Source organism: Streptomyces parvus, assembly GCF_014648875.1.
In the GTDB taxonomy this organism is placed as follows: domain Bacteria; phylum Actinomycetota; class Actinomycetes; order Streptomycetales; family Streptomycetaceae; genus Streptomyces; species Streptomyces parvus.
Genome location: NZ_BMRY01000014.1, coordinates 129,315 through 153,579 on the forward strand (window position 1 = coordinate 129,315; position 24,265 = coordinate 153,579).

The 24,265-nt window shown below is 73.0% G+C and carries 21 protein-coding genes; 11 read left to right on the forward strand and 10 right to left on the reverse strand.

Translation table 11 applies throughout. The features are described 5' to 3' along the window. Positions 1-10: 10 nt before the first annotated feature. Genes IE140_RS32020 through IE140_RS32030 form a run of 3 tightly spaced genes read right to left on the reverse strand, consistent with a single transcriptional unit; the run spans position 11 to position 2,057 of the window. Positions 11-940 (reverse strand): aminoglycoside phosphotransferase family protein, encoded by a 930-nt coding sequence (locus tag IE140_RS32020; RefSeq protein WP_150196591.1) that lies wholly within the window; start codon positions 938-940, stop codon positions 11-13. Positions 941-972: 32 nt separating this feature from the next. Next, entirely contained in the window at positions 973-1,503 is a 531-nt protein-coding gene (locus IE140_RS32025; RefSeq protein ID WP_150196592.1) for a ferritin-like domain-containing protein, read from the reverse strand. Beyond that, on the reverse strand, positions 1,500-2,057 hold the full coding sequence (locus tag IE140_RS32030) for a hypothetical protein (protein ID WP_150196593.1): 558 nt from the start codon (positions 2,055-2,057) through the stop codon (positions 1,500-1,502). Before IE140_RS32030 ends, IE140_RS32025 begins: the two co-directional genes overlap by 4 nt. Before the next feature lie 176 nt (positions 2,058-2,233). Between IE140_RS32030 and rimP the strand changes: the two genes are divergently transcribed. From rimP to IE140_RS32080, 10 genes are all read left to right on the forward strand, one after another. Next, positions 2,234-2,737, forward strand: a complete 504-nt coding sequence (gene rimP, locus IE140_RS32035; protein WP_150196594.1) for a ribosome maturation factor RimP — start codon at positions 2,234-2,236, stop codon at positions 2,735-2,737. A 2-nt stretch (positions 2,738-2,739) separates the two neighbouring features. Further along, complete coding sequence (gene nusA, locus IE140_RS32040) at positions 2,740-3,780, forward strand: transcription termination factor NusA (RefSeq protein ID WP_006127966.1); 1,041 nt, start codon at positions 2,740-2,742, stop codon at positions 3,778-3,780. A gap of 113 nt (positions 3,781-3,893) precedes the next feature. Continuing rightward, positions 3,894-4,172 carry a YlxR family protein gene (locus tag IE140_RS32045; RefSeq protein ID WP_167533538.1) on the forward strand — a complete coding sequence of 93 codons (279 nt, stop codon included), beginning with the start codon at positions 3,894-3,896 and terminating at the stop codon, positions 4,170-4,172. A 148-nt stretch (positions 4,173-4,320) separates the two neighbouring features. Continuing rightward, a complete protein-coding gene (gene infB / locus IE140_RS32050; RefSeq protein WP_189460930.1) occupies positions 4,321-7,419 on the forward strand; it encodes a translation initiation factor IF-2 in 3,099 nt (1,032 codons plus the stop codon). Positions 7,420-7,618: 199 nt separating this feature from the next. Next, a complete protein-coding gene (locus IE140_RS32055) occupies positions 7,619-7,912 on the forward strand; it encodes a DUF503 domain-containing protein (RefSeq protein WP_006127969.1) in 294 nt (97 codons plus the stop codon). A gap of 36 nt (positions 7,913-7,948) precedes the next feature. Then, positions 7,949-8,431, forward strand: coding sequence for a 30S ribosome-binding factor RbfA (rbfA, locus tag IE140_RS32060; protein ID WP_010061881.1), 483 nt, complete (start codon positions 7,949-7,951; stop codon positions 8,429-8,431). Beyond that, positions 8,428-9,327: a tRNA pseudouridine(55) synthase TruB gene (truB, locus tag IE140_RS32065; protein ID WP_032770064.1), complete on the forward strand. Its 900-nt coding sequence runs from the start codon at positions 8,428-8,430 to the stop codon at positions 9,325-9,327. Before rbfA ends, truB begins: the two co-directional genes overlap by 4 nt. Positions 9,328-9,565: 238 nt before the next feature. Next, positions 9,566-13,117, forward strand: a complete 3,552-nt coding sequence (locus IE140_RS32070) for a serine protease (protein ID WP_189460932.1) — start codon at positions 9,566-9,568, stop codon at positions 13,115-13,117. A 43-nt stretch (positions 13,118-13,160) separates the two neighbouring features. Next, positions 13,161-14,117, forward strand: a complete 957-nt coding sequence (locus IE140_RS32075; protein WP_150197220.1) for a bifunctional riboflavin kinase/FAD synthetase — start codon at positions 13,161-13,163, stop codon at positions 14,115-14,117. Positions 14,118-14,166: 49 nt separating this feature from the next. After that, positions 14,167-15,285 carry an XdhC family protein gene (locus tag IE140_RS32080; protein ID WP_150197222.1) on the forward strand — a complete coding sequence of 373 codons (1,119 nt, stop codon included), beginning with the start codon at positions 14,167-14,169 and terminating at the stop codon, positions 15,283-15,285. Here the strand turns inward: IE140_RS32080 and IE140_RS32085 are convergent. Both IE140_RS32085 and IE140_RS32090 read right to left on the reverse strand, forming a co-directional pair. Continuing rightward, positions 15,280-16,596, reverse strand: a complete 1,317-nt coding sequence (locus IE140_RS32085; RefSeq protein ID WP_150197224.1) for an MFS transporter — start codon at positions 16,594-16,596, stop codon at positions 15,280-15,282. The genes IE140_RS32080 and IE140_RS32085 overlap by 6 nt on opposite strands. After that, positions 16,593-17,228 (reverse strand): ArsR/SmtB family transcription factor, encoded by a 636-nt coding sequence (locus IE140_RS32090; protein ID WP_093439521.1) that lies wholly within the window; start codon positions 17,226-17,228, stop codon positions 16,593-16,595. The genes IE140_RS32085 and IE140_RS32090 overlap by 4 nt, the downstream gene beginning before the upstream one ends. A 173-nt stretch (positions 17,229-17,401) precedes the next feature. Here IE140_RS32090 and IE140_RS32095 point away from each other — a divergent pair, with 173 nt between their 5' ends. Further along, complete coding sequence (locus tag IE140_RS32095) at positions 17,402-17,965, forward strand: dihydrofolate reductase family protein (RefSeq protein ID WP_150197226.1); 564 nt, start codon at positions 17,402-17,404, stop codon at positions 17,963-17,965. Between the two features lie 12 nt (positions 17,966-17,977). On the opposite strand, the gene IE140_RS32100 is transcribed toward IE140_RS32095, so the two are convergent. Genes IE140_RS32100 through IE140_RS32120 form a run of 5 tightly spaced genes read right to left on the reverse strand, consistent with a single transcriptional unit; the run spans position 17,978 to position 24,115 of the window. After that, positions 17,978-19,021, reverse strand: a complete 1,044-nt coding sequence (locus IE140_RS32100; protein WP_150197228.1) for an oligopeptide/dipeptide ABC transporter ATP-binding protein — start codon at positions 19,019-19,021, stop codon at positions 17,978-17,980. Then, positions 19,018-20,235 carry an ABC transporter ATP-binding protein gene (locus IE140_RS32105; RefSeq protein WP_373296207.1) on the reverse strand — a complete coding sequence of 406 codons (1,218 nt, stop codon included), beginning with the start codon at positions 20,233-20,235 and terminating at the stop codon, positions 19,018-19,020. Before IE140_RS32105 ends, IE140_RS32100 begins: the two co-directional genes overlap by 4 nt. Further along, positions 20,181-21,146: an ABC transporter permease gene (locus IE140_RS32110; protein WP_093439512.1), complete on the reverse strand. Its 966-nt coding sequence runs from the start codon at positions 21,144-21,146 to the stop codon at positions 20,181-20,183. Before IE140_RS32110 ends, IE140_RS32105 begins: the two co-directional genes overlap by 55 nt. Then, positions 21,143-22,234, reverse strand: coding sequence for an ABC transporter permease (locus IE140_RS32115; protein ID WP_093439509.1), 1,092 nt, complete (start codon positions 22,232-22,234; stop codon positions 21,143-21,145). The genes IE140_RS32110 and IE140_RS32115 overlap by 4 nt, the downstream gene beginning before the upstream one ends. 3 nt (positions 22,235-22,237) lie before the next feature. Continuing rightward, a complete protein-coding gene (locus IE140_RS32120) occupies positions 22,238-24,115 on the reverse strand; it encodes an ABC transporter substrate-binding protein (RefSeq protein ID WP_093439506.1) in 1,878 nt (625 codons plus the stop codon). Positions 24,116-24,265: the final 150 nt, after the last annotated feature.

Sequence of the window (24,265 nt, forward strand, 5' to 3'; positions counted from 1 at the left end):
CGTTCACGGCCTACAGCCAGCCCGCGAACTCCAGGTTCACCTCGCCCATCTGACGCCGCCCCTCGGCCAGCGCGCGGGTGCCGGACTCGACCGCCCGGAACAGCGTCCAGCCGTGCAGCCGCGCCTGGTCCACCTCCAGCGACTCCGCCAGCTTCTTGACCCGCCGCCGCGCCGTCGCCGGGCCGCCGGGGGAGGCGACCAGATCCTCCGCCCGGTCCCGCACCAGCCGCGCCAGGTCATAGGCGCGCTCGCCCACCAGCGGCTCGGGGCCCACCGTCAGCCACGGCGCCCGCTCCCCGGACAGCACCTTGCTCTGCCGGAAGTTGCCGTGCAGCAGCAGGAGTTCGGGCTTCCCCTCGACCAGCTCCGCCCGGGCCGCGAGCGCTGCGTCGACCAGCGGCGCCAGCTCCGGGTCGGCCTCGGCCGCGGCCCGCATCCCGGCGCTCTGCCGTTCGGTCCGCCCGGCCACCGTCTCGAAGCCGTGCCCGGCGGGCGGCTCCACCCACAGCCGGCGCAGCGTGCCAGCCGCCTCCAGCAGAGCCTTCGCCTCCGGCAGCGAGCGCAGCGACACCTCGGGGTGCAGCCGCTCCAGCAGCAGCGCCCCGGACGCGCCGAGCTCCGCGCCGGCCGGCTCCGGGATGTCCAGGGTCCGCACCGCGCCCCAGCCGTTCCAGTGCTCCAGCGCCGCCCGCTCCAGCTCCGGCGCGGCGACCGGCGGGGCGATCTTCAGGGCGGCCGGGGTCCCGTCGGCCCGCCGCACCAGGACCACCAGGGAGCTGCGCCCACCGGGGGCGGCCACCCGCTCCACGGTCAGGCCGTCCCCGGCGGTGAGCGCCCGATCGGTCAGCGCGGGGAGCCCGGCCAGCCAGTCGGCCGCGGTGGCGTCCCCGTACATCTCACCGAGCGCGCGCACCAGGCGCTGCGGCGGTTCGCAACCCATACGTCGTGTGTTCCCTTTCCCGATCCTCCGGATCAGCGCGTCCCGTCCGCGCCCGCGGCCTCCACCGGGCCCGTCGCGGCCGGATCCGCACCGGCGGCCCGCTCGGCGAGCCCCGGAAAGGCTACGTTGCCGCCCCGCCACCGGGCCGACCGCACCGCGGCCTCCCGCAGGGCACCCGCCGCGTCCCTGCGCCGAGGGCCCTCGGTGGCCCGTACGAGATCGGCGTAGGCGCCCGCGACCCGGTCCTCCAGGACCGCGGCGAGCCGCACCGCGGCCGGCCCGTCCGGCACGGCGAACGGCAGGGCGTACGCGGCGTTCGAGGCCACCGGGCGCCCGCCCAGGTCACGCGCGGTGCGCGCCAGCGCGTCCCGGCGGGCCCGGTGCGCGTCGTGCGCCGACCGGGCCTCGGCACCCTGCTTTCCGTCGAGACGGCCGCCCAGCACGCCGTACCCGTACACCGCGGCGTGTTCTGCGGCCAGGGCGGCCTGGACGGCGGTCAGCTCGGGGGAGCCGTCTTCGGAGTCGGCACCGTCATCGGACTGCCGGATCGAACGGGTGCTCATACGGCTGTCTCCTCGGCCAGTTCGGTCAGCAGATACGCGTGCGCCGCGGCGGCGGCGGCCACCGAGGCCAGCAGCCGGGCCAGCTCCGGTCCGGCGCTCAGCAGGGCCTCGCCGTACCCGTCGGCCCGGCGGCGCTCGGCGGCGGCCAGCTCCCGCACCGCGGCCTTCGGATCGGCCGACACCGGACCGGCGGGTGCCGGAGGGACGTCGTCGCCCTTCGGCGCGCCCTTCTTCGGCTCGCCCTTCGCGCGCGGCGGCGCCAAGGCCTTCCCGTGCTCGGCCACGGCCGCCCGCAGTGGTTCGAGCCCCGCCGCCGCGGCCGGATGCGCCTCGGCCACCAGGTCGTACTGGGCGAGCAGCAGGGCGCCGTCGCGCACCGCCTTCTCGCGCAGCGCCTTCTCGGCCTTCGCGGTGGTGGCCCGCGCGCCGGAGTGCGCGGGCTTCTTCCCCCCGGCGCCTTCGTCGTCGCCCCCGCAGCCGGTCAGCACCGCACCCAGGGCGAGAGCTCCCGTCGCGGTGAGCGCCCCCCTGCGCGTCGTCCCCGTGCGCCGCACGTTTCTCCTTCGGGCCTGGACCGGTCCTGACAGGATCTGTCCTGATGTGATCACCGCAGGCGAGCGTACCCGCGGCCGAGCGACAGGCGGACGGCAACACCCCTGGCGACCGGATACCCTTTGACCTGACGCACGACGATCCCCACAACAGCACACGCGGCCGAGGAGTCACCCGGATGAGCACCACCCAGAGCGAGAGGCTGCGCGGGCTGCTGGAACCGCTCGTCAGCGCGCAGCAACTGGACCTCGAGGAGATCGAGGTGTCCCGGGCCGGCCGACGGGGAGTGCTGCGGATCATCGTGGACTCCGACGAGGGCGTGGAGCTGGACGCCTGTGCGGAGCTGAGCCGCGCGATCTCCCAGAAGCTGGACGAGACCGACGCGATGGGCGAGGGCGAGTACGTCCTCGAAGTCAGCTCCCCCGGCGCGGACCGCCCGCTGACCGAGCACCGCCACTACGCACGCGCCACCGGCCGGCTGGCCAGGTTCCACCTGACCGGCGACGGCTCCGGTGAGCTGGTCGCCCGCATCCTCGCCGTCGACGAGGACGGGCTCGACCTGGAAGTGCCCGGCGTCAAGGGCCGCAAGCCCACCGCCCGCCGCCTCGCCTTCGACGAGATCGCCAAGGCGCGCGTGGAGATCGAATTCAACCGCAAGGACAAGAAGGAAGAGGAGGCGTAGCCGTGGACATCGATGTGAAGCTTCTGAAGGGCTTGGCGCAGGACAAGGAGATCCCCTTCGACGTGCTCGTCGGGGCGATCGAGTCGGCCCTCCTCATCGCGTACCACCGCACCGACGGCAGCTACCGCCGGGCGCGCGTGAAGCTCGACGAGAACGGCCACGTCACCGTGTGGGCCAAGGAGGACCCGGCCGACCTCGAAGAGGGCCAGGAGCCCAAGGAGTTCGACGACACCCCCTCCGGATTCGGCCGTATCGCCGCGACCACCGCCAAGCAGGTCATCCTGCAGCGGCTGCGCGACGCCGAGGACGACAAGACCTTCGGCGAGTACGCCGGACACGAGGGCGACGTCGTCACGGGCGTCGTCCAGCAGGGCAAGGACCCCAAGAACGTCCTGGTCGACATCGGCAAGCTGGAAGCCATCCTTCCGGTGCAGGAGCAGGTCCCGGGCGAGGAGTACACCCACGGCCTGCGGCTGCGTACGTATGTCGTCCGGGTCGCCAAGGGCGTCCGCGGTCCGTCGGTGACGCTCTCGCGCACCCACCCCAACCTGGTGAAGAAGCTCTTCGCGCTGGAGGTCCCGGAGATCGCGGACGGCTCGGTGGTCATCGAGGCCATCGCCCGCGAGGCCGGCCACCGCACCAAGATCGCCGTACGCTCCACCCGCGCGGGCCTGAACCCCAAGGGCGCCTGCATCGGCCCGATGGGCAGCCGGGTGCGTAACGTCATGGCCGAGCTGCACGGCGAGAAGATCGACATCGTGGACTGGTCCGACGACCCGGCCGAGATGGTCGCGAACGCGCTCTCGCCCGCCCGGGTGAGCAAGGTCGAGGTCGTCGACCTCGGCGCCCGGTCCGCCCGGGTCACCGTGCCGGACTACCAGCTGTCGCTGGCGATCGGCAAAGAGGGACAGAACGCCCGCCTCGCCGCCCGCCTCACCGGCTGGCGGATCGACATCCGGCCGGACACCGAGACGGACGAGGAGCGGGAGAACGCCGACCGCGAGCGGGCCGAGCGGGCCCGGGAGCGCTCGGAAAGGCGTTGACCCGGAGCCGCTCCAGGGAATAGATCTTGGACGTACGCCGCTGAGATCACGACAACATCCGTTCGATTTTTGCCCCAAAGGGGTGAGGTCGGTACGGGGAGGTAGACTTAAACGTGTCTGGCCGGACGCAAGCCCGCGCTTGCCCCGAGCGAACCTGTGTGGGATGCCGGGAGCGAGTGACCAAGAGCGAGCTGCTGCGCATCGTGGTGGACGAGGGCGCCTGCGCCCCTGATCCACGCGGTACGCTGCCCGGCCGGGGTGCTTACGTGCACCCCACCCCTGTCTGTCTCGACCTGGCGGTTCGCCGCCGGGCATTCCCCCGGGCCTTCAAGGCCAAGGGGCCGTTCGACACCGCGGCACTCACGCGGTTCGTCGAACGGGTGACACCGTAAGAAAGTGAACGGCACGGGACCCCGTGCGGTCAGGTACCTCGCGAGTTGGAAGTAGGTCGAGATTGCGATGAGCACTCGATGAGTACGCGATGAGTACGCCCATGAAGTAGCGACGGTCCGGCGGTAACCCGGACCTAAAAGGAGCGAAGTGGCTAAGGTCCGGGTATACGAACTCGCCAAGGAGTTCGGCGTCGAGAGCAAGGTCGTCATGGCCAAGCTCCAAGAACTCGGTGAATTCGTCCGTTCGGCGTCCTCGACGATCGAGGCGCCGGTTGTGCGCAAGTTGACCGACGCACTGCAGGGGCCCGGCGGCAACGCCGGCAAGCCCGCTGCCAAGCCTGGCGCGCCCCGCAAGGCGACGCCCGCGAAGCCCGCAGCGCCCTCCCCGGCCGCTGCGGCACGTCCCGCTGCCCCGAAGCCCGGCGCCCCGGCCCCCAAGCCGGCCGCCGCCGAGGCCCCCGGCAGCACCCCGGCAGCGCCCTCCGCGCCGTCGGCGGGCCCCCGTCCGGGCCCGAAGCCTGCCCCGAAGGCACCGGCCACCCCGGTCCCGGCCGCCGAGTTCTCGGCCCCGGCACCGGAGCGCCCGGCCGCCCCGCAGGCTCCCCGCCCCACCGGCGCCACCCCCGGCCCCCGTCCCACGCCCGCCCGTCCGGCCCCGGCCGGCGGTCAGCGCGACGGTGGCCAGCGTGATGGCGGCCGTGGTGGCGAGCGTGGCGGCGACCGCCCCGCGCGTCCCGCCGGCCAGGGCGCCCCGCGCCCCGGCGGCGCCCGTCCGGCCGGTCCCCGTCCGGGCAACAACCCCTTCACCTCCGGCGGCTCCACCGGCATGGCGCGCCCCTCGGCGCCCCGTCCCGGCGGTGCCCCGCGCCCCGGCGGCGGCCAGGAGCGCCCCGGCGCCCCGCGTCCGCAGGGCGGCCCCGGCGGCGCCCCGCGCCCCCAGGGCGGCCAGGGTCAGGGCGGTGCCCGTCCCACTCCGGGCGGCATGCCCCGTCCGCAGGCTCCGCGTCCCGGCGGCGGTCCCGCCGGTAACCGCCCGAACCCGGGCATGATGCCGCAGCGTCCCGCTGCCGGCCCGCGTCCCGGTCCCGGCGGCGGTGGCCGCGGTCCCGGCGGTGGCGGTCGTCCCGGCGGTGCCGGTGGCGGTCGTCCCGGTGGCGGCGGCTTCGCCGGTCGTCCCGGTGGCGGCGGTGGCGGCGGCTTCGCCGGCCGTCCGGCCGGTCCCGGTGGCGGCGGCGGTGCCGGTCGCCCCGGTGGTGGCGGCGGCTTCGGCGGTCGTCCCGGCTTCGGTGGCCGTCCGGGTGGTCCCGGTGGCCGCGGTGGCACGCAGGGTGCGTTCGGCCGTCCCGGCGGTCCCGCGCGTCGTGGCCGTAAGTCGAAGCGGCAGAGGCGCCAGGAGTACGAGGCCATGCAGGCCCCGTCGGTCGGCGGCGTCATGCTGCCCCGCGGCAACGGACAGGCCGTCCGGCTGTCGCGCGGCGCCTCGCTCACCGACTTCGCGGAGAAGATCAACGCCAACCCGGCGTCGCTCGTCGCCGTGATGATGAACCTCGGCGAGATGGTCACCGCCACGCAGTCCGTTTCCGACGAGACGCTCCGGCTTCTCGCCGAGGAGATGAACTACGTCCTGGAGATCGTCAGCCCCGAGGAGGAGGACCGCGAGCTGCTCGAGTCCTTCGACATCGAGTTCGGCGAGGACGAGGGCGGCGAAGAGGCTCTGGTCTCCCGTCCGCCGGTCGTGACCGTCATGGGTCACGTCGACCACGGTAAGACCCGACTCCTCGACGCGATCCGCAAGACCAACGTGGTCGCGGGCGAGGCCGGTGGCATCACCCAGCACATCGGTGCCTACCAGGTCACGACCGACGTCAACGACGAAGAGCGCAAGATCACCTTCATCGACACCCCGGGTCACGAGGCGTTCACCGCCATGCGTGCCCGTGGTGCGAAGTCGACCGACATCGCGATCCTCGTGGTGGCGGCCAACGACGGTGTGATGCCCCAGACGATCGAGGCGCTGAACCACGCCAAGGCGGCCGAGGTGCCGATCGTGGTCGCGGTCAACAAGATCGACGTCGAGGGCGCCGACCCGACCAAGGTGCGCGGTCAGCTCACCGAGTTCGGTCTGGTGGCCGAGGAGTACGGCGGCGACACCATGTTCGTCGACATCTCCGCCAAGCAGGGCCTCAACATCGAGGCGCTCCTGGAGGCCGTCGTCCTCACCGCCGACGCCTCGCTCGACCTGCGGGCCAACCCGAACCAGGACGCGCAGGGTATTGCGATCGAGTCCCACCTCGACCGCGGTCGCGGTGCCGTCTCGACCGTCCTGGTCCAGCGCGGAACGCTGCGCATCGGCGACACGGTTGTCGTCGGCGACGCGTACGGCCGCGTCCGCGCCATGCTCGACGACAACGGTCAGAACGTCCAGGAAGCGGGTCCCTCGACCCCCGTCCTGGTGCTCGGTCTCACCAACGTCCCGGGCGCCGGCGACAACCTCCTGGTGGTCGACGAGGACCGTACGGCCCGTCAGATCGCCGAGAAGCGCGCCGCCCGCGAGCGCAACGCCAACTTCGCCCGCAAGGGTGTCCGGTTCTCCCTGGAGAACCTGGACGAGGCGCTCAAGGCCGGTCTGGTCCAGGAGCTCAACCTCATCATCAAGGGCGACGCGTCCGGTTCGGTGGAGGCTCTCGAGTCCTCGCTGCTCCAGCTCGACGTCGGTGAAGAGGTCGACATCCGGATCCTGCACCGCGGTGTGGGTGCGGTCACCGAGTCGGACATCAACCTGGCGACGGGTTCCGACGCCATCGTGATCGGCTTCAACGTGCGCGCCGCAGGGCGTGCCGAGCAGATGGCCGAGCGCGAAGGCGTGGACGTCCGCTACTACTCGGTCATCTACCAGGCGATCGAGGAGATCGAGGCGGCCCTCAAGGGTCTGCTCAAGCCGGAGTACGAAGAGGTCGAGCTCGGCACGGCGGAGATCCGCGAGATCTTCCGCTCGTCCAAGCTGGGCAACATCGCCGGTGTGCTGGTCCGCTCCGGCGAGGTCAAGCGCAACACCAAGGCGCGCCTGCTGCGCGATGGCAAGGTCATCGCGGAGAACCTCAACATCTCCGGTCTGCGCCGCTTCAAGGACGACGTCACCGAGATCCGCGAAGGCTTCGAGGGCGGTATCAACCTCGGAAACTTCAACGACATCAAGATCGACGACATCATCGCGACGTACGAGATGCGCGAGAAGCCGCGAGGCTGATCCTCTCCGGGTCCGCAAGGACCCGCAGGGAATCCGGCCGGGTTCCGGGAGTCCGCTCCCGGAACCCGGCCACCACGGTCGGGGCCGGTCGACGGGTCGTATTTCCGTCGATCGGCTCCGGCCGTTCCGGTACGGTTCTGATGTCCCCGGCAAGCTCTGGCGGGGCACGAACCCGAACCGGCGGGACATCCGGACACACATGTATGTGGGGACCCTGTCCTTCGATCTGCTCCTCGGCGACGTACGGTCGTTGAAGGAGAAGCGTTCCGTCGTCCGCCCGATCGTCGCCGAACTCCAACGCAAGTTCGCGGTGAGCGTGGCCGAGACCGGCGGGCAGAATCTCCACCGCAGGGCCGAGATCGGCCTTGCCGTGGTCTCCGGTGACACCGGACACCTCACGGACGTGCTGGACCGCTGCGAGCGGCTGGTCGCGGGACGCCCGGAGGTGGAGCTGCTGTCGGTCAGACGGCGGCTGCACACTGACGAAGACTGACAGTCGAGCGAAATCAGAAGGAAGAGTGACGGACCGGTGACCGACAACGCGCGGGCCCGCAAGCTGGCCGATCGCATCCAGGTCGTGGTCGCGGAGACCCTGGACCGGCGAATCAAGGATCCGCGGCTGGGATTCGTGACGATCACGGACGCCCGGGTCACCGGCGACCTGCGGGAGGCCACGGTCTTCTACACGGTCTACGGCGACGACGAGGAGCGCGCGGCCTCCGCGGCCGCGCTGGAGAGCGCCAAGGGCGTGCTCCGCTCCGAGGTGGGCCGGCAGACCGGGGTCCGGTTCACGCCGACCCTGGCCTTCGTGCCGGACGCCCTCCCGGACAACGCCCGCACCATCGAGGACCTCCTCGACAAGGCGCGGGCCAAGGACGCGGAGGTGCGCCAGGTCTCCACCGGAGCGACGTACGCCGGTGAGGCCGACCCGTACCGCAAGCCCGAGGACGAGGACGACGAGGCGGACACCCCCGGCTCGACCGACAAGAACGAGGGTCCCGCCTCCGCATGACCGAGCAGACCACCACGCCGGACGGACTTGTCATCGTCGACAAGCCGTCCGGCTTCACTTCGCACGACGTCGTCGCCAAGATGCGCGGCATCGCCCGTACGCGACGCGTCGGCCACGCCGGCACGCTGGACCCCATGGCCACCGGAGTCCTGGTGCTCGGTGTCCAGCGGGCCACCAAGCTCCTGGGCCACCTCGCCCTGACCGAGAAGGAGTATCTCGGCACGATCCGGCTCGGCCAGGACACGATCACCGACGATGCCGAGGGCGAGATCATCTCGTCGGCCGACGCCTCCGAGGTGACCCGTGAGGGCATCGACGCCGGTGTCGCCGCGCTCACCGGCGCGATCATGCAGGTGCCGTCCAAGGTCAGCGCCATCAAGATCGACGGCAAGCGGTCCTACGCGCGGGTGCGCGGCGGCGAGGAGTTCGAGATCCCGGCCCGCCCGGTGACCGTCTCCTCCTTCCGTGTCTACGACGTCCGCGAGGCCGTCGCCGAGGACGGCACCCCCGTCCTCGACCTGGTCGTCTCCGTCGTCTGCTCCTCGGGAACGTACATCCGGGCGCTGGCCCGCGACCTCGGCGCCGGGCTCGGCGTCGGCGGCCATCTGACCGCGCTGCGCCGCACCCGGGTCGGCCCGTACGGCCTGGACGCGGCCCGCACCCTGGACCAGCACCAGGAGGAGCTGACCGTGATGCCGGTCGCCGAAGCGGCGGACGCGGCCTTCCCCCGCTGGGACGTCGACGAGAAGCGCGCCAAGCTGCTCCTCAACGGCGTACGGCTGGACATGCCGGCGTACCCGCCGGGGCCGGTCGCGGTCTTCGGGCCCGACGGCACGTTCCTCGTGCTCGTCGAGGAGGAGAAGGGCAAGGCCAAGAGCCTCGCCGTCTTCGCCTGACCGAGGGCCTTCGCGCCGGCCGCTGGTAGTCGACGCGCCGACCGCTTGTCGTGGAGCGGGCACCACCCCCCATCGGTGCCCGCTCCACCCTTTTCCCCTCCCCGGCACCATCCCTGCTCCCCGCAGGACACGCTTATTCACCCCATTGGACGGGCGCTCGGAGTGAACAGCGGGGGCGCGGGGGGCGCTTTCCCCGTCCACGCGCTCCGGGCGATCACCGGCGGCCTACCGTCGGACCATGGGCAGTGGGGACCGGTCGAAGCTGGTAAAAATCTGCGATCAGGCCGGCCGGCCGCGAGGAACGGGATTCGTCGCGGACGAGCGCGGCACGGTCGTCACCGCCCATCAGGCCGCCGCCTCCCCGGGCCCGCTCCTCCTGCACGGCACCGACGGCCGCACCTGCTCCGTCGCCCCCGACGACATCACCGCGCTGCCCGCCCTCGGCCTCGCCCTCCTGCGCACCGGCGGACCAGACACCCTCGACGCCGAACCGCTGCCCATCGCCGGACGCGACCACGCCGAACCCGGCGGCTACGTGGACATCGCCGCCCACGGACGGCGCGAGGCCCGGGTGCTCGGCACCACCCCCGCCACGTACACCGCACCGGACGGCGTCGGCCACCCGGTCCCCGCCGCCCTGGAGCTGGCGCTCGGCACCGACGGGCGCGACGCCCTGCGCTCCGGCGGCGCGGCCGTCGGCGGACCGGTCACCGACCCGGCCACGGGCGCGGTCCTCGGCATCCTCTGCACCACTCTCACGGCCCCGCACGAGGCGGCCGGCCTCGCCCTCCCGATCACCCGGGGCACGGACGACACCCTGGACGCCCTGCTCCGCCGCAACGCCGCCGTCGCCCCCGCTTACGGCCCCCACCTCAACCTCGCCGGGGCCCTCCAGCTCACCGCCACCTCCGTCGGCTCGGCGGACGGCCCGAAGGCCCTCACCGCCCCGGTCGAGCGCGCGGACGTCCACGCCGAGCTGGCCGCCTTCGCCGCCGGTACGGGCCTGGTCCTCGGCCTCGTCGGCCCGCCCGGCACCGGCCGCACCACCGAGCTGGCCGCCCTCGCCGCCCGCCGCGCCGACGGCGGCGCTCCCGCCCCCACGCTCTGGCTGCGCGGCGCGGACCTGCTGGCCGAGGACGTCTCGATCGCGGACGCCGCGAGCCGTACGCTCACCCGCTCCGCCCGGATCGTCACCGCGGCGGGCGCCCGCGGCGACATGAGCACCGCCACCCCGCAGCGCGTGGCCAGGCTCGCCGCCGACGCGGGGCACCCGCTCCTGGTGGTCCTCGACGGCCCCGAGGAGATGCCGCCGCTGCTGGCCCACCGGCTGGCCGACTGGACGCGCTCCACCCTCGGCTGGCTCCGCGAGAACGCCGTCCGGCTCGTCGTCGCCTGCCGCCCCGAGCACTGGGAGACGGCGGGCGCCCTCTGGCCCCGGGACGCCCTGCACCGCCCGCACCGCCCCGCCCGGCGACTGCCGCCCGCCCTCCGGCTGGCCGACCTCACCCCCGAGCAGGCCGAGAGCGCCAAGGAGGCGTACGGCATCCCGCCCACCGCGCTGGCCCCCGGCCACGACCGGCACCCGCTGACCCTGCGGCTCCTCGCCGAGGTCCGCGCCGCGCTGCCGCCGGGCGTGCCGGGCCGCCCCGACACCGAGGACGTCTTCGGCGCCCACCTCGACCTGCTGTGCGTGCGCGCCGCCGTCCGGATCGCGGCCGCCGCCGACGAGCAGCCCCGCGGCGCGGCCGTCCGCCAACTGGCCGCCCGGGTGGCGGGCCAGGTCCACGAGGCGGCCCGCCGCTGTCTGGGCCCGGGCCAGGGCGAGCTGGACCGGGCGGCGTTCGAGGAGATCTTCCCCTGGCGCACCGGCTGGGCCTCCGCCGTGCTCACCGAAGGGCTCCTCGTCCCCGCCGGGGCGGGCTACCGCTTCGCCCACGAGGAGCTCGGCGACTGGGTGCAGGGCGCCCACCTCGACCTGGACGCGGCCCTGCGCTCCCTCGTGCACCGCTGGCACCGGGGGAGCGGCGCCCCGGACCGCACCCCGCACCCCCACGACTCCGGCGAACCCCGCAGCCTCCCCGTGCCCCGGCACCGCATCGGCCCGGTGATCCAGGCGATGGTGCTCCTCGGCCGCCGCCAGGGCACCGCCGCCCTCGCGCACCGGATGGCCGACCTGATCGAGGCGCTGGACCGGCTCTGGACCGACGAGGGCCCGCGCGACGAGGACGCCGCCTGGTGGGCCGCCCACCTGCTGTGCGGCAGCCTGCTGCGGGTGCCCGACGCCCGCCCGTATCTGGGCGTCCTGCGGGTCCTCGCCGGACGCATCACCCGCCGCTCCGCCGCCCCCGAAGGGCCCGGGGACCTCGGGGCGTACGGTGAGTTCGGGCCCTGGTTCTGGCGGCGGCTCCGGCTGCCCGAAGAGGACCGGATCGACCTGCTCCGCCGGCTGGTGCCCGCCGACGGGCTGCCCCGCACCGACGGCGACGAACGCTATCTGGACGCGGTCGCCCGCCGCCTCGCCCTCGACGCCCCGGCCGTCCAGCCGCTGCTGTGCCGCTGGTTCACCGACGAACGGCCGCTGCTCGTGGGCCCCGACGCCCCGGACGTACCCCTGCGCCCCACCGTCGCCGCCGCCGCGCAGGCCCTGCTGTACGCCCGTCGCGAGCTGGACCTCGACGGCCTCACCGACGCGCTGATCGCCACCCCGCACACCCGGGCCGGGGAGCTGCTCGCCGCCCTCGCCGAGGACGAGCCCACCGCGCTCTGCCGGGCCGTCGAGCGCTGGGCCCGCGACGAGGACCGCCCGGCCCGCCGCTCCGCCGCCGCCCGCTACGCCGGACTCCTCCAGCAGCGCGTCACCGCCGAGGGCGACCGGGCCCTGCTGCGCTCCGCCGCCGAGATCCTGCTGGAGCGCCCCGAGGACGCCGGCCTGCACGCCGCTGCCCACACCCTCCTGGTCCGCGACCCGAAGGCCCGGGGCCGCCATCTCCCGGGCGCGCTGCGCGCCTTCGCCGCCGGAGACCCCCGGCTGCCCGTCGAACTGCTCGCCGAGGTGTTCCCGTCCCACCAGGAGCCGGTCCTCGCCGCTCTCCGCGCCCGCCTCTCCCACCCCGGCGACGGCGGGGGCGCGGTGCTGCGGGCCTTGGCCGGCCTCGACACGCCCGCGCTCGCGCTGCACGTCGCCGGACTCGTACGGGAGTACATCGACGCCCACCCCGACGACGGCAAACACGCCGCCGAGTACGTCGACCTCCGCCTGGAGCACGGCCCGGCCGCCCGCGCCCTCCTGCTGCCGCTGGTCACCGGGCTGCTGAGGGACCGCCCCGCACCACCCCCCGTGCGCGCCGCGCTCGCCGCCGTCCTCGCCGGGCCGGGCAGCGCGGACTCCCGGCCGCTGCGGGCCGAGCTGCTGGAGGTCCTGCTGGAGTTCGAGCAGACTACCGGCCGCGACCCGGACGTCCTGGAAGCCCTGCTCCGGGCCGCCGCCCGGGGCTCGGAGCGCCGCCCCGAGGTCCGTACCCGTGCCCTCGTCCACCGCACCGGCATGCTGCTGGTCCGCACGCCCGAAGGCGCCGCCCGCTTCGACCGGGGCCTCGTCGAGTGCGCCCGCGACGTGCCCGGCTTCGCCGCCCTCGTCACCCGCTGGCTGGCCGACGCCCCCGAGGAGTGGGCGGCGGTCGTGGGCCCGAGCGCCCGGCGCACGGTGGAGGCGTTGGAGACATCACGTCCCTCCGTGCCGATGCCGATGCAGGCGGCGGGACGTGAGCATGGCAGTCTTAGACCTGCGTAATCGACATACACACGTACACAGGTTCGGGCGAGGAGCGGTCACAGTGCAGCGCTGGCGTGGCTTGGAGGACATCCCCCAGGACTGGGGACGCAGCGTCGTCACCATCGGCTCCTACGACGGCGTGCACCGCGGACACCAGCTGATCATCGGCCGGGCCGTCGAGCGCGCCCGTGAGCTGGGCATCCCGTCGGTCGTCGTCACCTTCGACCCGCACCCCAGCGAGGTCGTCCGCCCCGGCAGCCACCCGCCGCTGCTCGCCCCGCACCACCGCCGCGCGGAACTGATGGGCGAGCTGGGCGTGGACGCGGTGCTGATCCTGCCGTTCACCGCCGAGTTCTCGAAGCTGTCGCCCGCCGACTTCATCGCGAAGGTCCTCGTCGACCGCCTGCACGCCAAGGCCGTCATCGAGGGCCCCAACTTCCGCTTCGGCCACAAGGCCGCGGGGAACGTCGCGCTGCTGACCGAGCTGGGCGCCACCTACGACTACACCGTCGAGGTCATCGACCTGTACGTCACCGGCGAGGCGGGCGGCGGACAGCCGTTCTCCTCCACGCTCACCCGCCGTCTGATCGCCGAGGGCGATGTCGCCGGGGCCGCCGAGATCCTCGGCCGTCCGCACCGGGTCGAGGGCATCGTGGTGCGCGGCGCGCAGCGCGGCCGGGAGCTGGGCTTCCCCACGGCCAACGTCGAGACCCTGCCGCACACCGCGATCCCCGCCGACGGCGTGTACGCCGGCTGGCTGGAGGTGGCCGGCGAGTCGATGCCCGCCGCGATCTCGGTCGGCACGAACCCGCAGTTCGACGGCACCGAGCGGACGGTGGAGGCGTACGCCATCGACCGCGTCGACCTCGACCTCTACGGGCTGCACGTGGCCGTCGACTTCCTCGCCTACGTCCGCGGCATGCTGAAGTTCGACTCGATCGACGACCTCCTGGTCGCCATGGCAGCCGATGTGAAGCGCTCCAGCGAGCTGACCGCCGCGTACGACCGCACCCACTGACGCACGGGCCGGCCGTGCGTTCCGCCCCGGGACGACGGATGCTGGCAGGGTGCGCGACATCCTGCCCGACCTCCGCTCCCGGTGCGCCGACGGCGTCCCCTTCGCCCTGGCGACCGTCGTCGCCGTGCACGGCAGCGCGCCCCGGGACCCCGGCGCCGTCATGGCCGTCGACGCGGCGGGCGCGGTGGTGGGCAGCGTCTCCGGGGGCTGCGTCGAGGGCGATCTGTACGAGGTGGCCCGCGAGGTCCTGGCCGGTGCGGGGCCGCGCGTGGTGACGTACGGGATCAGCGACGACGAGGCGTTCGGTGTCGGGCTGACGTGCGGCGGCACGATCGAGGTCCTGGTGCGCGCGTACGTCTCCCCAGCCGAACTGGCGGATCTCGCCGCTCTCCTGGACCTGATCGCCGACGACCGGCCGGTGGCCGAGGCGACCGTCCTGTCCGGCGCGGCGGAGACCGGGGCCCGCCTGGTGGTCCGCCCCTCCGACGCCGGGCCCGCCACCGGCACGCTCGGCTCCGAGGGGCTCGACGCGGCCGTCACCGACGACGCCCGGGGCCTGCTGGCCCAGGGCCACACGGCAATCCAGTGGTACGGGGCGCACGGCCAGCGCCGGATGCAGGAGGTGGCCGTCTTCATCCGGACGTACGCCCCGCCGCCCCGCATGCTCGTCTTCGGGGCGATCGACCACGCGGCCGCCACCGCCCGCATCGGCTCGTTCCTCGGCTACCGGGTCACCGTCTGCGACGCCCGCCCCGCCTTCGCCACCCGGGAACGCTTCCCCACGGCCGACGAGGTGGTGCGCGCATGGCCGCACACCTACCTGGAGTCCACCGAGGTCGACGCCCGCACGGTGATCTGCGTACTCACCCACGATCCGAAGTTCGACGTCCCCCTGCTCCTCGCGGCCCTGCGCACGCCCGCCGCGTACATCGGCGTCATGGGCAGCCGCCGCACCCACCACGACCGGCTCGCCCGGCTGCGCGAGGCCGGGGCCGACGAGGCGGCGCTCGCCCGCCTGGCCTCACCCGTGGGCCTCGACCTCGGAGCCCGTACGCCGGAGGAGACGGCGGTCTCCATCACCGCCGAGGTCATCCAGCACCGCTGGGGCGGAACGGGACGGCCCCTGGGGGAGCTGACGGGGGCGATCCACCACGGCGAAACGTCATGACACCGTCCTCGCACCGTCCCGAGCCGCCTCCTCCCGTTGTGCGCCGTTCTCGCGGGGGCGGTCCATGGCCCGCCACTCCGGCCGCAGCCCGGCCAGGGTGGTGGTGAGGAAGTAGGCGGCCCCGCAGACGAGGAGCACCGGAGTCAGCCCGGCGGCCGTCACCGCAGCCCCGGCGAGGAGCCCGCCGAGCGGGATGCCGGACCAGGACAGCGAGTCCCCGAGGGCGTTGACCCGGCCCAGCATCCGGCGCGGCACCCGCTCGACGAGAACGGCACCCAGCACGGGGTTGATGAACCCGGCCCCGAAACCGCTGACCGCGAAGACCGCCAGCACCACGCCCAAGGGGGCGTCCAGCGCGAGGACCAGGAACCTCGGGGCCCCGCCCAGCAGGAACCCGATGAGGAACACCGCTCTGCGGGGCAGCCGGTGGGCGGCCATGGCCGCGATGAGGCTCCCGCCGACCGCGGCGGCCCCCATCGCCGTGCTGGTGAGGCCGATCGCCGCCGGGCCGTTCCCCGACTCCTCGGCCCAGACAGGGACCATGAGGGTGGTCAGCGCCGCGTCCAGCAGGTTGGTGATCCCGACCACGACGATGACGGCGAGGAGCAGCGGATCACCGCGCAGGAAGGTGAAGCCCTCGCCGAACCGCCGCCAGTAGCCCGGCTCCTGGGCGTCTGCAGGGGCCGACGGGTCCACGACAGGACGCCCCGTGCCGCGCGGCAGCGCGACGGCGACGATCACCGAACCGAGCACGAAACAGCCCGCGTTGACGACCAGACCGGTCATGGGGCCGAGCAGCGCCACCAGGGCGCCGCCCGCCGCCGGGCCGACGGTGGAGGCGAGCCGCTCGATCACGCCGGACAGGCCCATGGCCCGCTCCAGAGGGGTTCCGGCGCGCTCGGCGGCCTCCGGGACCATGACCTCTTTCGCCAGGTCGCCCGGGCCGCGCGCCGCCCCGATCAGCGCGACCAGGCCGAGCAGGACGGGGAAGGAGAGCTGGTCCAGGGTGTGCAGCACGGGGATCGCCGCGGCGGCGGCCGCGCTCACCAAATCCGTGGTCCAGGAGACGGTCCGGGGGCCCGTCCGGTCCACCAGCGGGCCGGACAACGCCTTGACCAGGACGTACGGTGCCATCTCGCAGAAGGCGACCAGCCCGGTCCGGGTGGCGCTGCCCGTGGTGACGAGGACGAACCAGGGCAGGGCGATCAGGGAGATCCGGGTGCCGGTGACGGAAGCGGCGATGGCGGCCAGAACCCCGGCCAGCGGCCGTAAGGACCGCCGGCCCGGTATGGCAGGCCCTTCCTGCGTCACGGCGCCTCCTCTGCCGGGGCGGACGTGTTCAGCTCGGGCAGGATGTGCGTGATGAGGCCGACGCGCTCGGCACCCGCCGGCGCGGTCGCCGCGTTCTCCGGGGTGTCCCGCCGGTAGCGGCCGATGACGTCCCCCAACTCCTGGTAGAGCGCTGCGGTTTCCTCGGGGGTGAGCCGCAGCACCCAGTCGCTCAGGTCGAATCGCTCCCGCCAGACGCGGGGCATCGTCTGCAACTCGTTGAGCGTCTGCTGGGCCCGCAGCGCGTAGAGGGAGGCGACGGACTGCTGGTACGCGAGGGCGGCTTCCGGCTCCCGCTCGGCCAGCTCCGGGTCGTTGAACCAGGTCGTCCGGTGCACCGAACGCCACCAGCGCTCACGGGCGTTGCCGCGCTCGGTGTCCTCCTCGACGAAGCCCGCCGCGCCGAGCTGACGCAGGTGGTAGCTGGCCGTACCGGAGTTCACCCCCAGCCGCTCCGCGAGCCGGGTGGCCGTGGACGGGCCGTGCTTCCGCAGCAGCCCGACCACCTGCACACGGACCGGATGCGCCATGGCGCGCAGCCCTTTGGCGTCGAGGACGACCGATCCCTCGTCCAGTGAGGGGTCGTCGGAAGGGCGTGGGGTGTGGTCAGTCATGCGGCAGACTGTAGACCGCAAAGAGTTATTCGCAAAGGGCTCTTCGCGAAGAAGTCTTTGCGGTTTCCCGCGATGGGGGTGTCAGTGCACGCTGACCGATGAGTTTCGCGAAGCGCGGCGGTCATCATCCGCGGGACCGCCGGAAGGCGCGCGTCCGTACCGAAGGAGACGCCGTGGCCAAGCTCATCTACTCCATGATCACCTCGCTCGACGGCTACACCGAGGCAGCCGAGGGCGGCATCGGCACCGGGGCGGCCGAGGATCCGGAGGTCCACACCTTTGTCAACGACCTCTTCCGGCCGGTCGGCACCTACCTCTACGGCCGGCGCATGTACGAGACGATGGTCTACTGGGAGACCGCGCTCGACGAGCCGGACCAGCCCCCGCACATCGCGCAGTACGCCCGCGACTGGCAGGCCGCGGAGAAGGTCGTGTACTCCACGACGCTCGACGCGGTCTCCAGCGCGAAGACCCGGATCGAGCGGTCCTTCGACCCGGACGCGGTGCGCCGGCTCAAGGACGAGGCGGACGCCGACCTCACCGTCGACGGCCCGAACCTCGCGGCTCAGGCCATCGCGGCAGGTCTGGTGGACGAGTACCACCTGTTCATCACCACGAGCGTGGTCGGCGGCGGCAAGCGGTTCTTCCCCGACGGCGTACGCCTCGACCTCGAACTGGTCGAGGAGCGCGCCTTCGCCGCGAGCGGGCTGATCTACGCCCGCTACCGGACCCGCTGAGGTCCACCGGCCTCAGGTCATCGGTGCGTCGCCGGACCCGCCTCCGCCCTCCCCGGCGCACGCCGCCGCCCAGTGGCACGCCACCTGGGCGTCCCCACCCCCGTTCAGCACCGGCAGATCCACCGTGCGGCAGGCCTCGGCCACCCCCGCCCGCTCCGCCTCGCCCGAGGCCAGCACCTGGCAGCGGACGTGGAACCGGCAGCCGGAAGGCACCTTCGAAGGGTCCGGCGGCTCGCCCGCCAGCACCACCGGTTCGCCCTCCGCCTCGGGGAGGACGGACAACAGGGCCCGGGTGTACGGGTGCTGAGGAGCCGTGAGCAGTTGCTCCACCGGGCCCGTCTCGACGATCCGGCCCAGATACATCACCGCCACCCGGTCCGCGATGTTCCAGGCGAGCCCCAGGTCATGGGTCACCACCAGCGCCGAGAGCCCCAGCTCGTCCCGCAGGCGCAGCAGGAGCGCCAGGATCTCGCCCCGGACCGACGCGTCCAGCGAGGCCACCGGCTCGTCGGCCACGATCAGCTCCGGCTCCAGCACCAGCGCCCCGGCGATCACGACCCGCTGGCGCTGACCGCCCGACAGTTCGTGCGGGAAGCGCAGGAAGAACCGCTCCGGCGGGCGCAGGCCCGCCCGGGACAGGGCGTCCGAGACGGCCGCCCGCTCGTCACCCGCGTACCCGTGGATGCGCAGGCCCTCGGCCACCGCGTCGTACACCGTGTGCCGGGGGTTGAGCGAGCCGCTCGGGTCCTGGAGGACCAGCTGCACGCGTTTGCGGTACGCCTTGAGCGCCCGGCCCGCGTAGTCGAGCGGGGCGCGGCCGAAGGTGACCCGCCCGGAGGTGGGCGGGACCAGGCCGAGCAGGGACCGGGCCAGCGTCGTCTTGCCGCAGCCGGACTCGCCGACCAGCGCGACGATCTCGCCGGGCCGGATGTCCAGGTCGACGCCGTCGACGGCCCGGGCGGTGGCGGCCCCGCGCCGGCCGGGGAACGCGACCTTCAGCTCCTCGGCGCTGAGGAGGGGCGCCGTGCTGACGAGGGGCGAGGGCGTGGTGCTCACGAGGTGCTCCTTGCTTCGTCGTCCCCGGGCTGTGCGGCGTCCGCGTGTGCGCCCTTGGCGTCCGGCCTTGCCCCGTCCGCGTGTGCGTCCTTGGCATCGGGATGCGCGCCGTCCGGGTGTGCGCCGTCCACGTCCACCAGGACACAGGCCGCCCGGCGCTCGGCCCCGGCGTCCCGCAGCTCCTGGTCCTCGGTGTCGCAGACGTCCAGCGCCACCGGGCACCGCGGATGGAACGTACAGCCGCCCGGCAGCGCGGCCGGATCCGGCGGGTCGCCCGGCAGTCCGCGCGGGGCGTGCCGGGACGACAGGTCCCCGATCCTCGGGAACGCGGCGGAGAGGGCCTTGCCGTACGGGTGACGGGCGTCCGTGTACACCTGACGCGCCGGGCCCTCCTCCACGACCCGCCCCGCGTACATCACCGAGAGCCGGTCGCAGGTGTCGGCCAGCACCGCCAGATCGTGGCTGATCATGATCAGGCCGACGTTCTGGTCGGACACCAGCTGCTCGATCAGGCGCAGGATCTGCGCCTGGATCATCACGTCCAGCGCGGTCGTCGGCTCGTCCGCCACGATCAGCCGCGGATCGCAGGCGAGCGCCATCGCGATCATCACACGCTGGCGCTGCCCGCCGGACAGCTCGTGCGGATACGCCTGCGCGCGGGCGGCGGGCAGGCCCACCTGTTCGAGCAGCTCACCGGCGCGCCTGCGGGCGGCGGCCGGGGTGGCCTTGCTGTGCAGCAGGAGGGGCTCGGCGATCTGGTCCCCGACCCGGTGCACCGCGTTCAGCGAGTGCATCGCGCCCTGGAAGACGATCGACGCTCCCGCCCAGCGGACCGCCCGCAGACGGCCCCACTTCATGGTGAGGACGTCCTCGCCGTCGAGCAGGATCTCGCCCGTCAGCTTCGCCGTCGCGGGCAGGAGGCGGAGCAGCGCCAGGGCCAGGGTGGACTTCCCGCAGCCGGACTCCCCGGCGATGCCGAGCTTCTGCCCGGCCTCGACCCGTAGATCGACCCCCCGGACGGCGGGGACGGCGTCGGCCCCGCCGCCGTAGGTGACGGTCAGGTTCCGCACCTCAAGGAGCGGGGGTTCGCCGACCGGGTCCGACAGGCCGGGCGATCCTGACGGGTCCGGGTTCGGCGTGGTGGTCGTGGTCGTGGCGGTCAACGGGACACCCCCAGCTTGGGGTTGAGCACGGACTCGATGGTGCGGCCGCACAGCGTGAAGGCGAGGGCGACCACGGCGATGGCGAGTCCGGGCGGAGCGAGGTACCACCAGTTGCCGGAGCTGACCGCGCCGGCCTCGCGGGCGTCCTGGAGCAGACCGCCCCAGGAGACGATCGTGGGATCGCTGAGTCCGAGGAAGGCGAGGGTCGCCTCGGTGAGGATGGCGGTGGAGATCACCAGCGTGGTCTGCGCCAGCACCAGCGGCATGACGTTGGGCAGGACGTGCCGCGACATGATGTGGCCGTGGCCGCCGCCGAGCGCCCGCGAGCGCTCGATGTACGGGCGCGACTCGACGGACAGCGTCTGGGCGCGGACCAGCCGGGCGGTCGTCGGCCAGGTCGTCACGCCGATCGCCAGGATCGTCGTCCAGATCGACCGGGAGAGGACCGTGGCCAGGGCGATGGCCAGCACGAGGGTCGGCATCACCAGGAACCAGTCCGTCACCCGCATGATGACGGTGGCGTACCAGCCCTTGAAGTGGCCCGCGGTGATCCCGATCAGCGTGCCGATCGCCACCGAGAGGAACGCGGCGAGCAGCCCGACCGTCAGCGACACGCGCGTGCCCCACAGCATCAGGGCCAGCAGGCTGCGCCCGAACTGGTCGGTCCCGAGCGGGAATGCACCGCTCGGCTCCTCCAGCGGGCCGCCCGGGGCGTTCGTCACGCTCTGCGAGTCGGCCCCGACCAGCAGCGGGGCGGTCAGCGCCAGCAGGGCGATCACCGCGAGCACGGCGAGCCCGACGAGGCCGGCGCGGTGCGTGCGGTACTGCCGCCAGAAGCGGGTCACCGCCTGCCGCCGCCGGGCCCGGGTCAGGGCGCGGGGGCTCTGTGCCGGTACCTCCCCGGGGGGCTTGGGGGCGTCCGGCTCCCGCGGTTCGGAGGGCTTCTCCATCGACGTCGTCATCGGCCCACCCGGGGATCGAGCAGCGGATAGATCACATCGGCGAGGGTGTTCATCAGGATCACCGCGGCGGCGAACACGAAGAACAGCGCCTGCACCAGCGGCAGGTCGGGCACGCTCAGCGCCTGGTAGAACAGACCGCCGAGGCCCGGCCAGGAGAACACCGTCTCCACCAGGATCGCCCCCGCCACCGTCGTACCGAGGTTGACGAAGAGCAGGGTGACGGTGGGCAGCATCGCGTTCGGCACGGCGTGCCTGCGGCGTACGAGGTCGTCGCGCAGCCCCTTGGCGCGGGCAGTGGTCAGATAGTCGCTGCCCATCTCGTCCAGCAGCGAGGAGCGCATCACCAGCAGGGTGCGCGCGTACTCCACGGCGACCAGCGTGACGACGGGCAGCACCAGGTGGTGGGCGATGTCCAGCACCCGGGCGAAGCCCTCGGTGTTGCCGGACTCCATACCGCCGGTCGGGAACATCCCGGGGATCGGGCCGATACCCACCGACAGGGTGATGATGAGGAGCAGGCCGAGCCAGAACGAGGGCACCGAGTACAGCGTCAGCGCGAGGGCCGTGTTGGCCCGGTCCCCGGCGCTGCCGTTGCGCCACGCGGAGCGCGCGCCCAGCCAGATGCCGAGCAGCGTGTAGATGACGAAGGCGGTGCCGGTCAGCAGCAGGGTGGCGGGCAGCGCCTCGGTGATCTTGTCGACGACCGGGGCGCGGAACTGGTACGACGTACCGAAGTCGCCGGTCAGCGCCTTGCCGCAGTACTGCGTGAACTGCTGCCACAGCGGCAGGTCGAGCCCGAACTCACGGCGCATCGCCGCGATCTGTTCGGTCGACACCTGACGGCCGCCGGTCATCTGCTTGACCGGGTCGCCGGGGATCAGCCGGAAGAGGAAGAAGCTGGTGACGAGGACGGCGAAGAGGGAGACGGCCGCCCCGGCGAGCTTGCCCGCCGCGTAGCGGGCGTAGGCGGCCGTACTGCGGGAGCGCGGGGAGCGGGCCGATGGCCCGGCCGGAGCCGGGCCGCCGGATTCGGTGCTCTCCACGCCCGCCGCGCCCTTCAGCAGGGCGGGGGTGCTTTCTGAGCTCATGGACTATTCACGGTCTTCCGCGGTGGAGCGGCGACGCATGGCGAACAGCAGTCCGCCACCGGCGAGGACGACGACGGCGATCCCGATCCCGACGAGCACCCCGGTGGAGGAGCCACCGGAGTCGGAGGAACCGGACGAGGAGGCCCCGGCGGCCGGGACCGCCGACCACCAGCTCCAGTAACCGTCCTGGCCGTAGATGTTGCCCGCGGCCGACGGCATGGTGGTGATGGACTCGATGTGGTCGGTGCGGTAGGCCTCGACGGCATTCGGGTACGCCATGACGTTCATGTACCCGGTGTCGTACAGCCGCGACTCCAGTTGCTTGACCAGATCCGCCCGCTTGGCGGGGTCGTACTCCGCCAGTTGCTTCTTGTAGAGCTCGTCGTACTGCTTGTCGCAGATGAAGTTGTCGGTCGCGGCCGACTCCTTCGCCTTGGACGGCAGGGCGGCGCAGGTGTGGATGGAGAGGACGAAGTCGGGGTCGGGGTTGACGGACCAGCCGTCGAAGGCGAGGTCGTACTCACCGGCGTACCAGGGGTCGGAGACGTTGTCGAGGCAGTCGACCTTCAGCCCGATGCCCTGCTCGCCCCACCATTCCTGGAGGTACTTGCCGATCGCCTTGTCGTTGGGGTCGGTGGCGTGGCAGAGGATACGGAAGTCGAGCGGCTTGCCGTCCTCGCCGACGCGCTTGCCCTGGCCGTTCTTCTTGTACCCGGCCTCGTCGAGGAGGGAGGCCGCCTTCGCCGGGTCGTAGGCGAGCTTCTGGCCGTCCGCCGGCTTCCAGAAGTAGTCGCCGAAGCGCGGCGGGATGTACCCCTCGCCCTCGACGGCGTGGCCCTGGAAGACCTTGTCGATGATGGTCTTGCGGTCGACCGCCATGAACAGCGCGTGCCGCACCTTCTGGTCCAGCAGCGCCGGGTGCCCGTCGCCGAACTTCTGCCCGTCCTTCGTCCGCGCCCCGGGGTTGACGGCGAGCGCGAAGAAGCGGCGGCCCGGGGCGTCGTTCACCTTGATGTCCGGGGCGTTCTTCAGCGAGGCGGACTGGGCGGGGGTGAGGCTCGGGCTGCCCGCGACGAAGGAGACCTCACCCTTGCGCAGGGCGGCCACGGCCGCGTCCTGGTCCTTGTAGTAGCGGAAGACCAGCTCGTCGAACTTGGGCGACCCGCGCCAGAAGTCCTTGTTGGCCTTCAGCTTCACATAGCTGTCGACCTTGTAGTCCGTCAGGATGAACGGACCGTTCCCCACGACGGGGAAGTCCTTGTCGTTGTTGAACTTCGAGAAGTCGCCGACCTTCTCCCACACGTGCCTGGGGACGATCGGGACGTCGAGCGCGGCCATCGTGGCCTGCGGCTCCTTGAGCGTGATGACCAGCTTGTCCTTGCTGGGGGCGGTCACCTTCTCGAAGTTGCCGACGAAGCTGCCGTTGGAGGTGGCCGCGCCCTCGTCGGTCATCATCTTGTTGAACGTCCAGGCCGCGTCCTCGGCGGTGGCCTGCTGCCCGTCGGACCACTTCGAGTCCGAGCGGATCGTGTACGTCCACGTCAGCTTGTCCGCCGAGGGCTCCCAGGCGGTGGCCAGACCCGGGATCGCCTTGTTGTCCTTGGGGTCGTAGTTGGTGAGGTAGTCGTACATCAGCCGGTGGATGCTCGTGCTGACGAGCCGCTGTGCCAGGAACGGGCTGAGGGAGTCGACGCTCTGTGCGACGGCGACCGTGAGCGTCGTCTTCCCGTCGTCGGCGCGGGCCTCGGAGGGCGCGGGCGCGAGCGGGTTGCCCGGGACGACGGACCCGGCGGCGAGCGCCAGGGCGGCCGCTCCGGAGGCCAGCAGGAGGCGTAGGCGTCGGCGTGGCCGGACGGAGTGGTGAGGAACTCTTGTGACCATGGACGGTGACCTCGCGTCATTACTCGCTGAAGAAGGCGGGTAGATCTCTGGTTCGCCAGTTGGTGAAGCGAAGGTCTATCAGCGGTGGTCGAGGCTCGTCAACGGTGTGTCAAACCGCGTGTGGGCTGCGGGAATGCGGAAGGGCTCGCA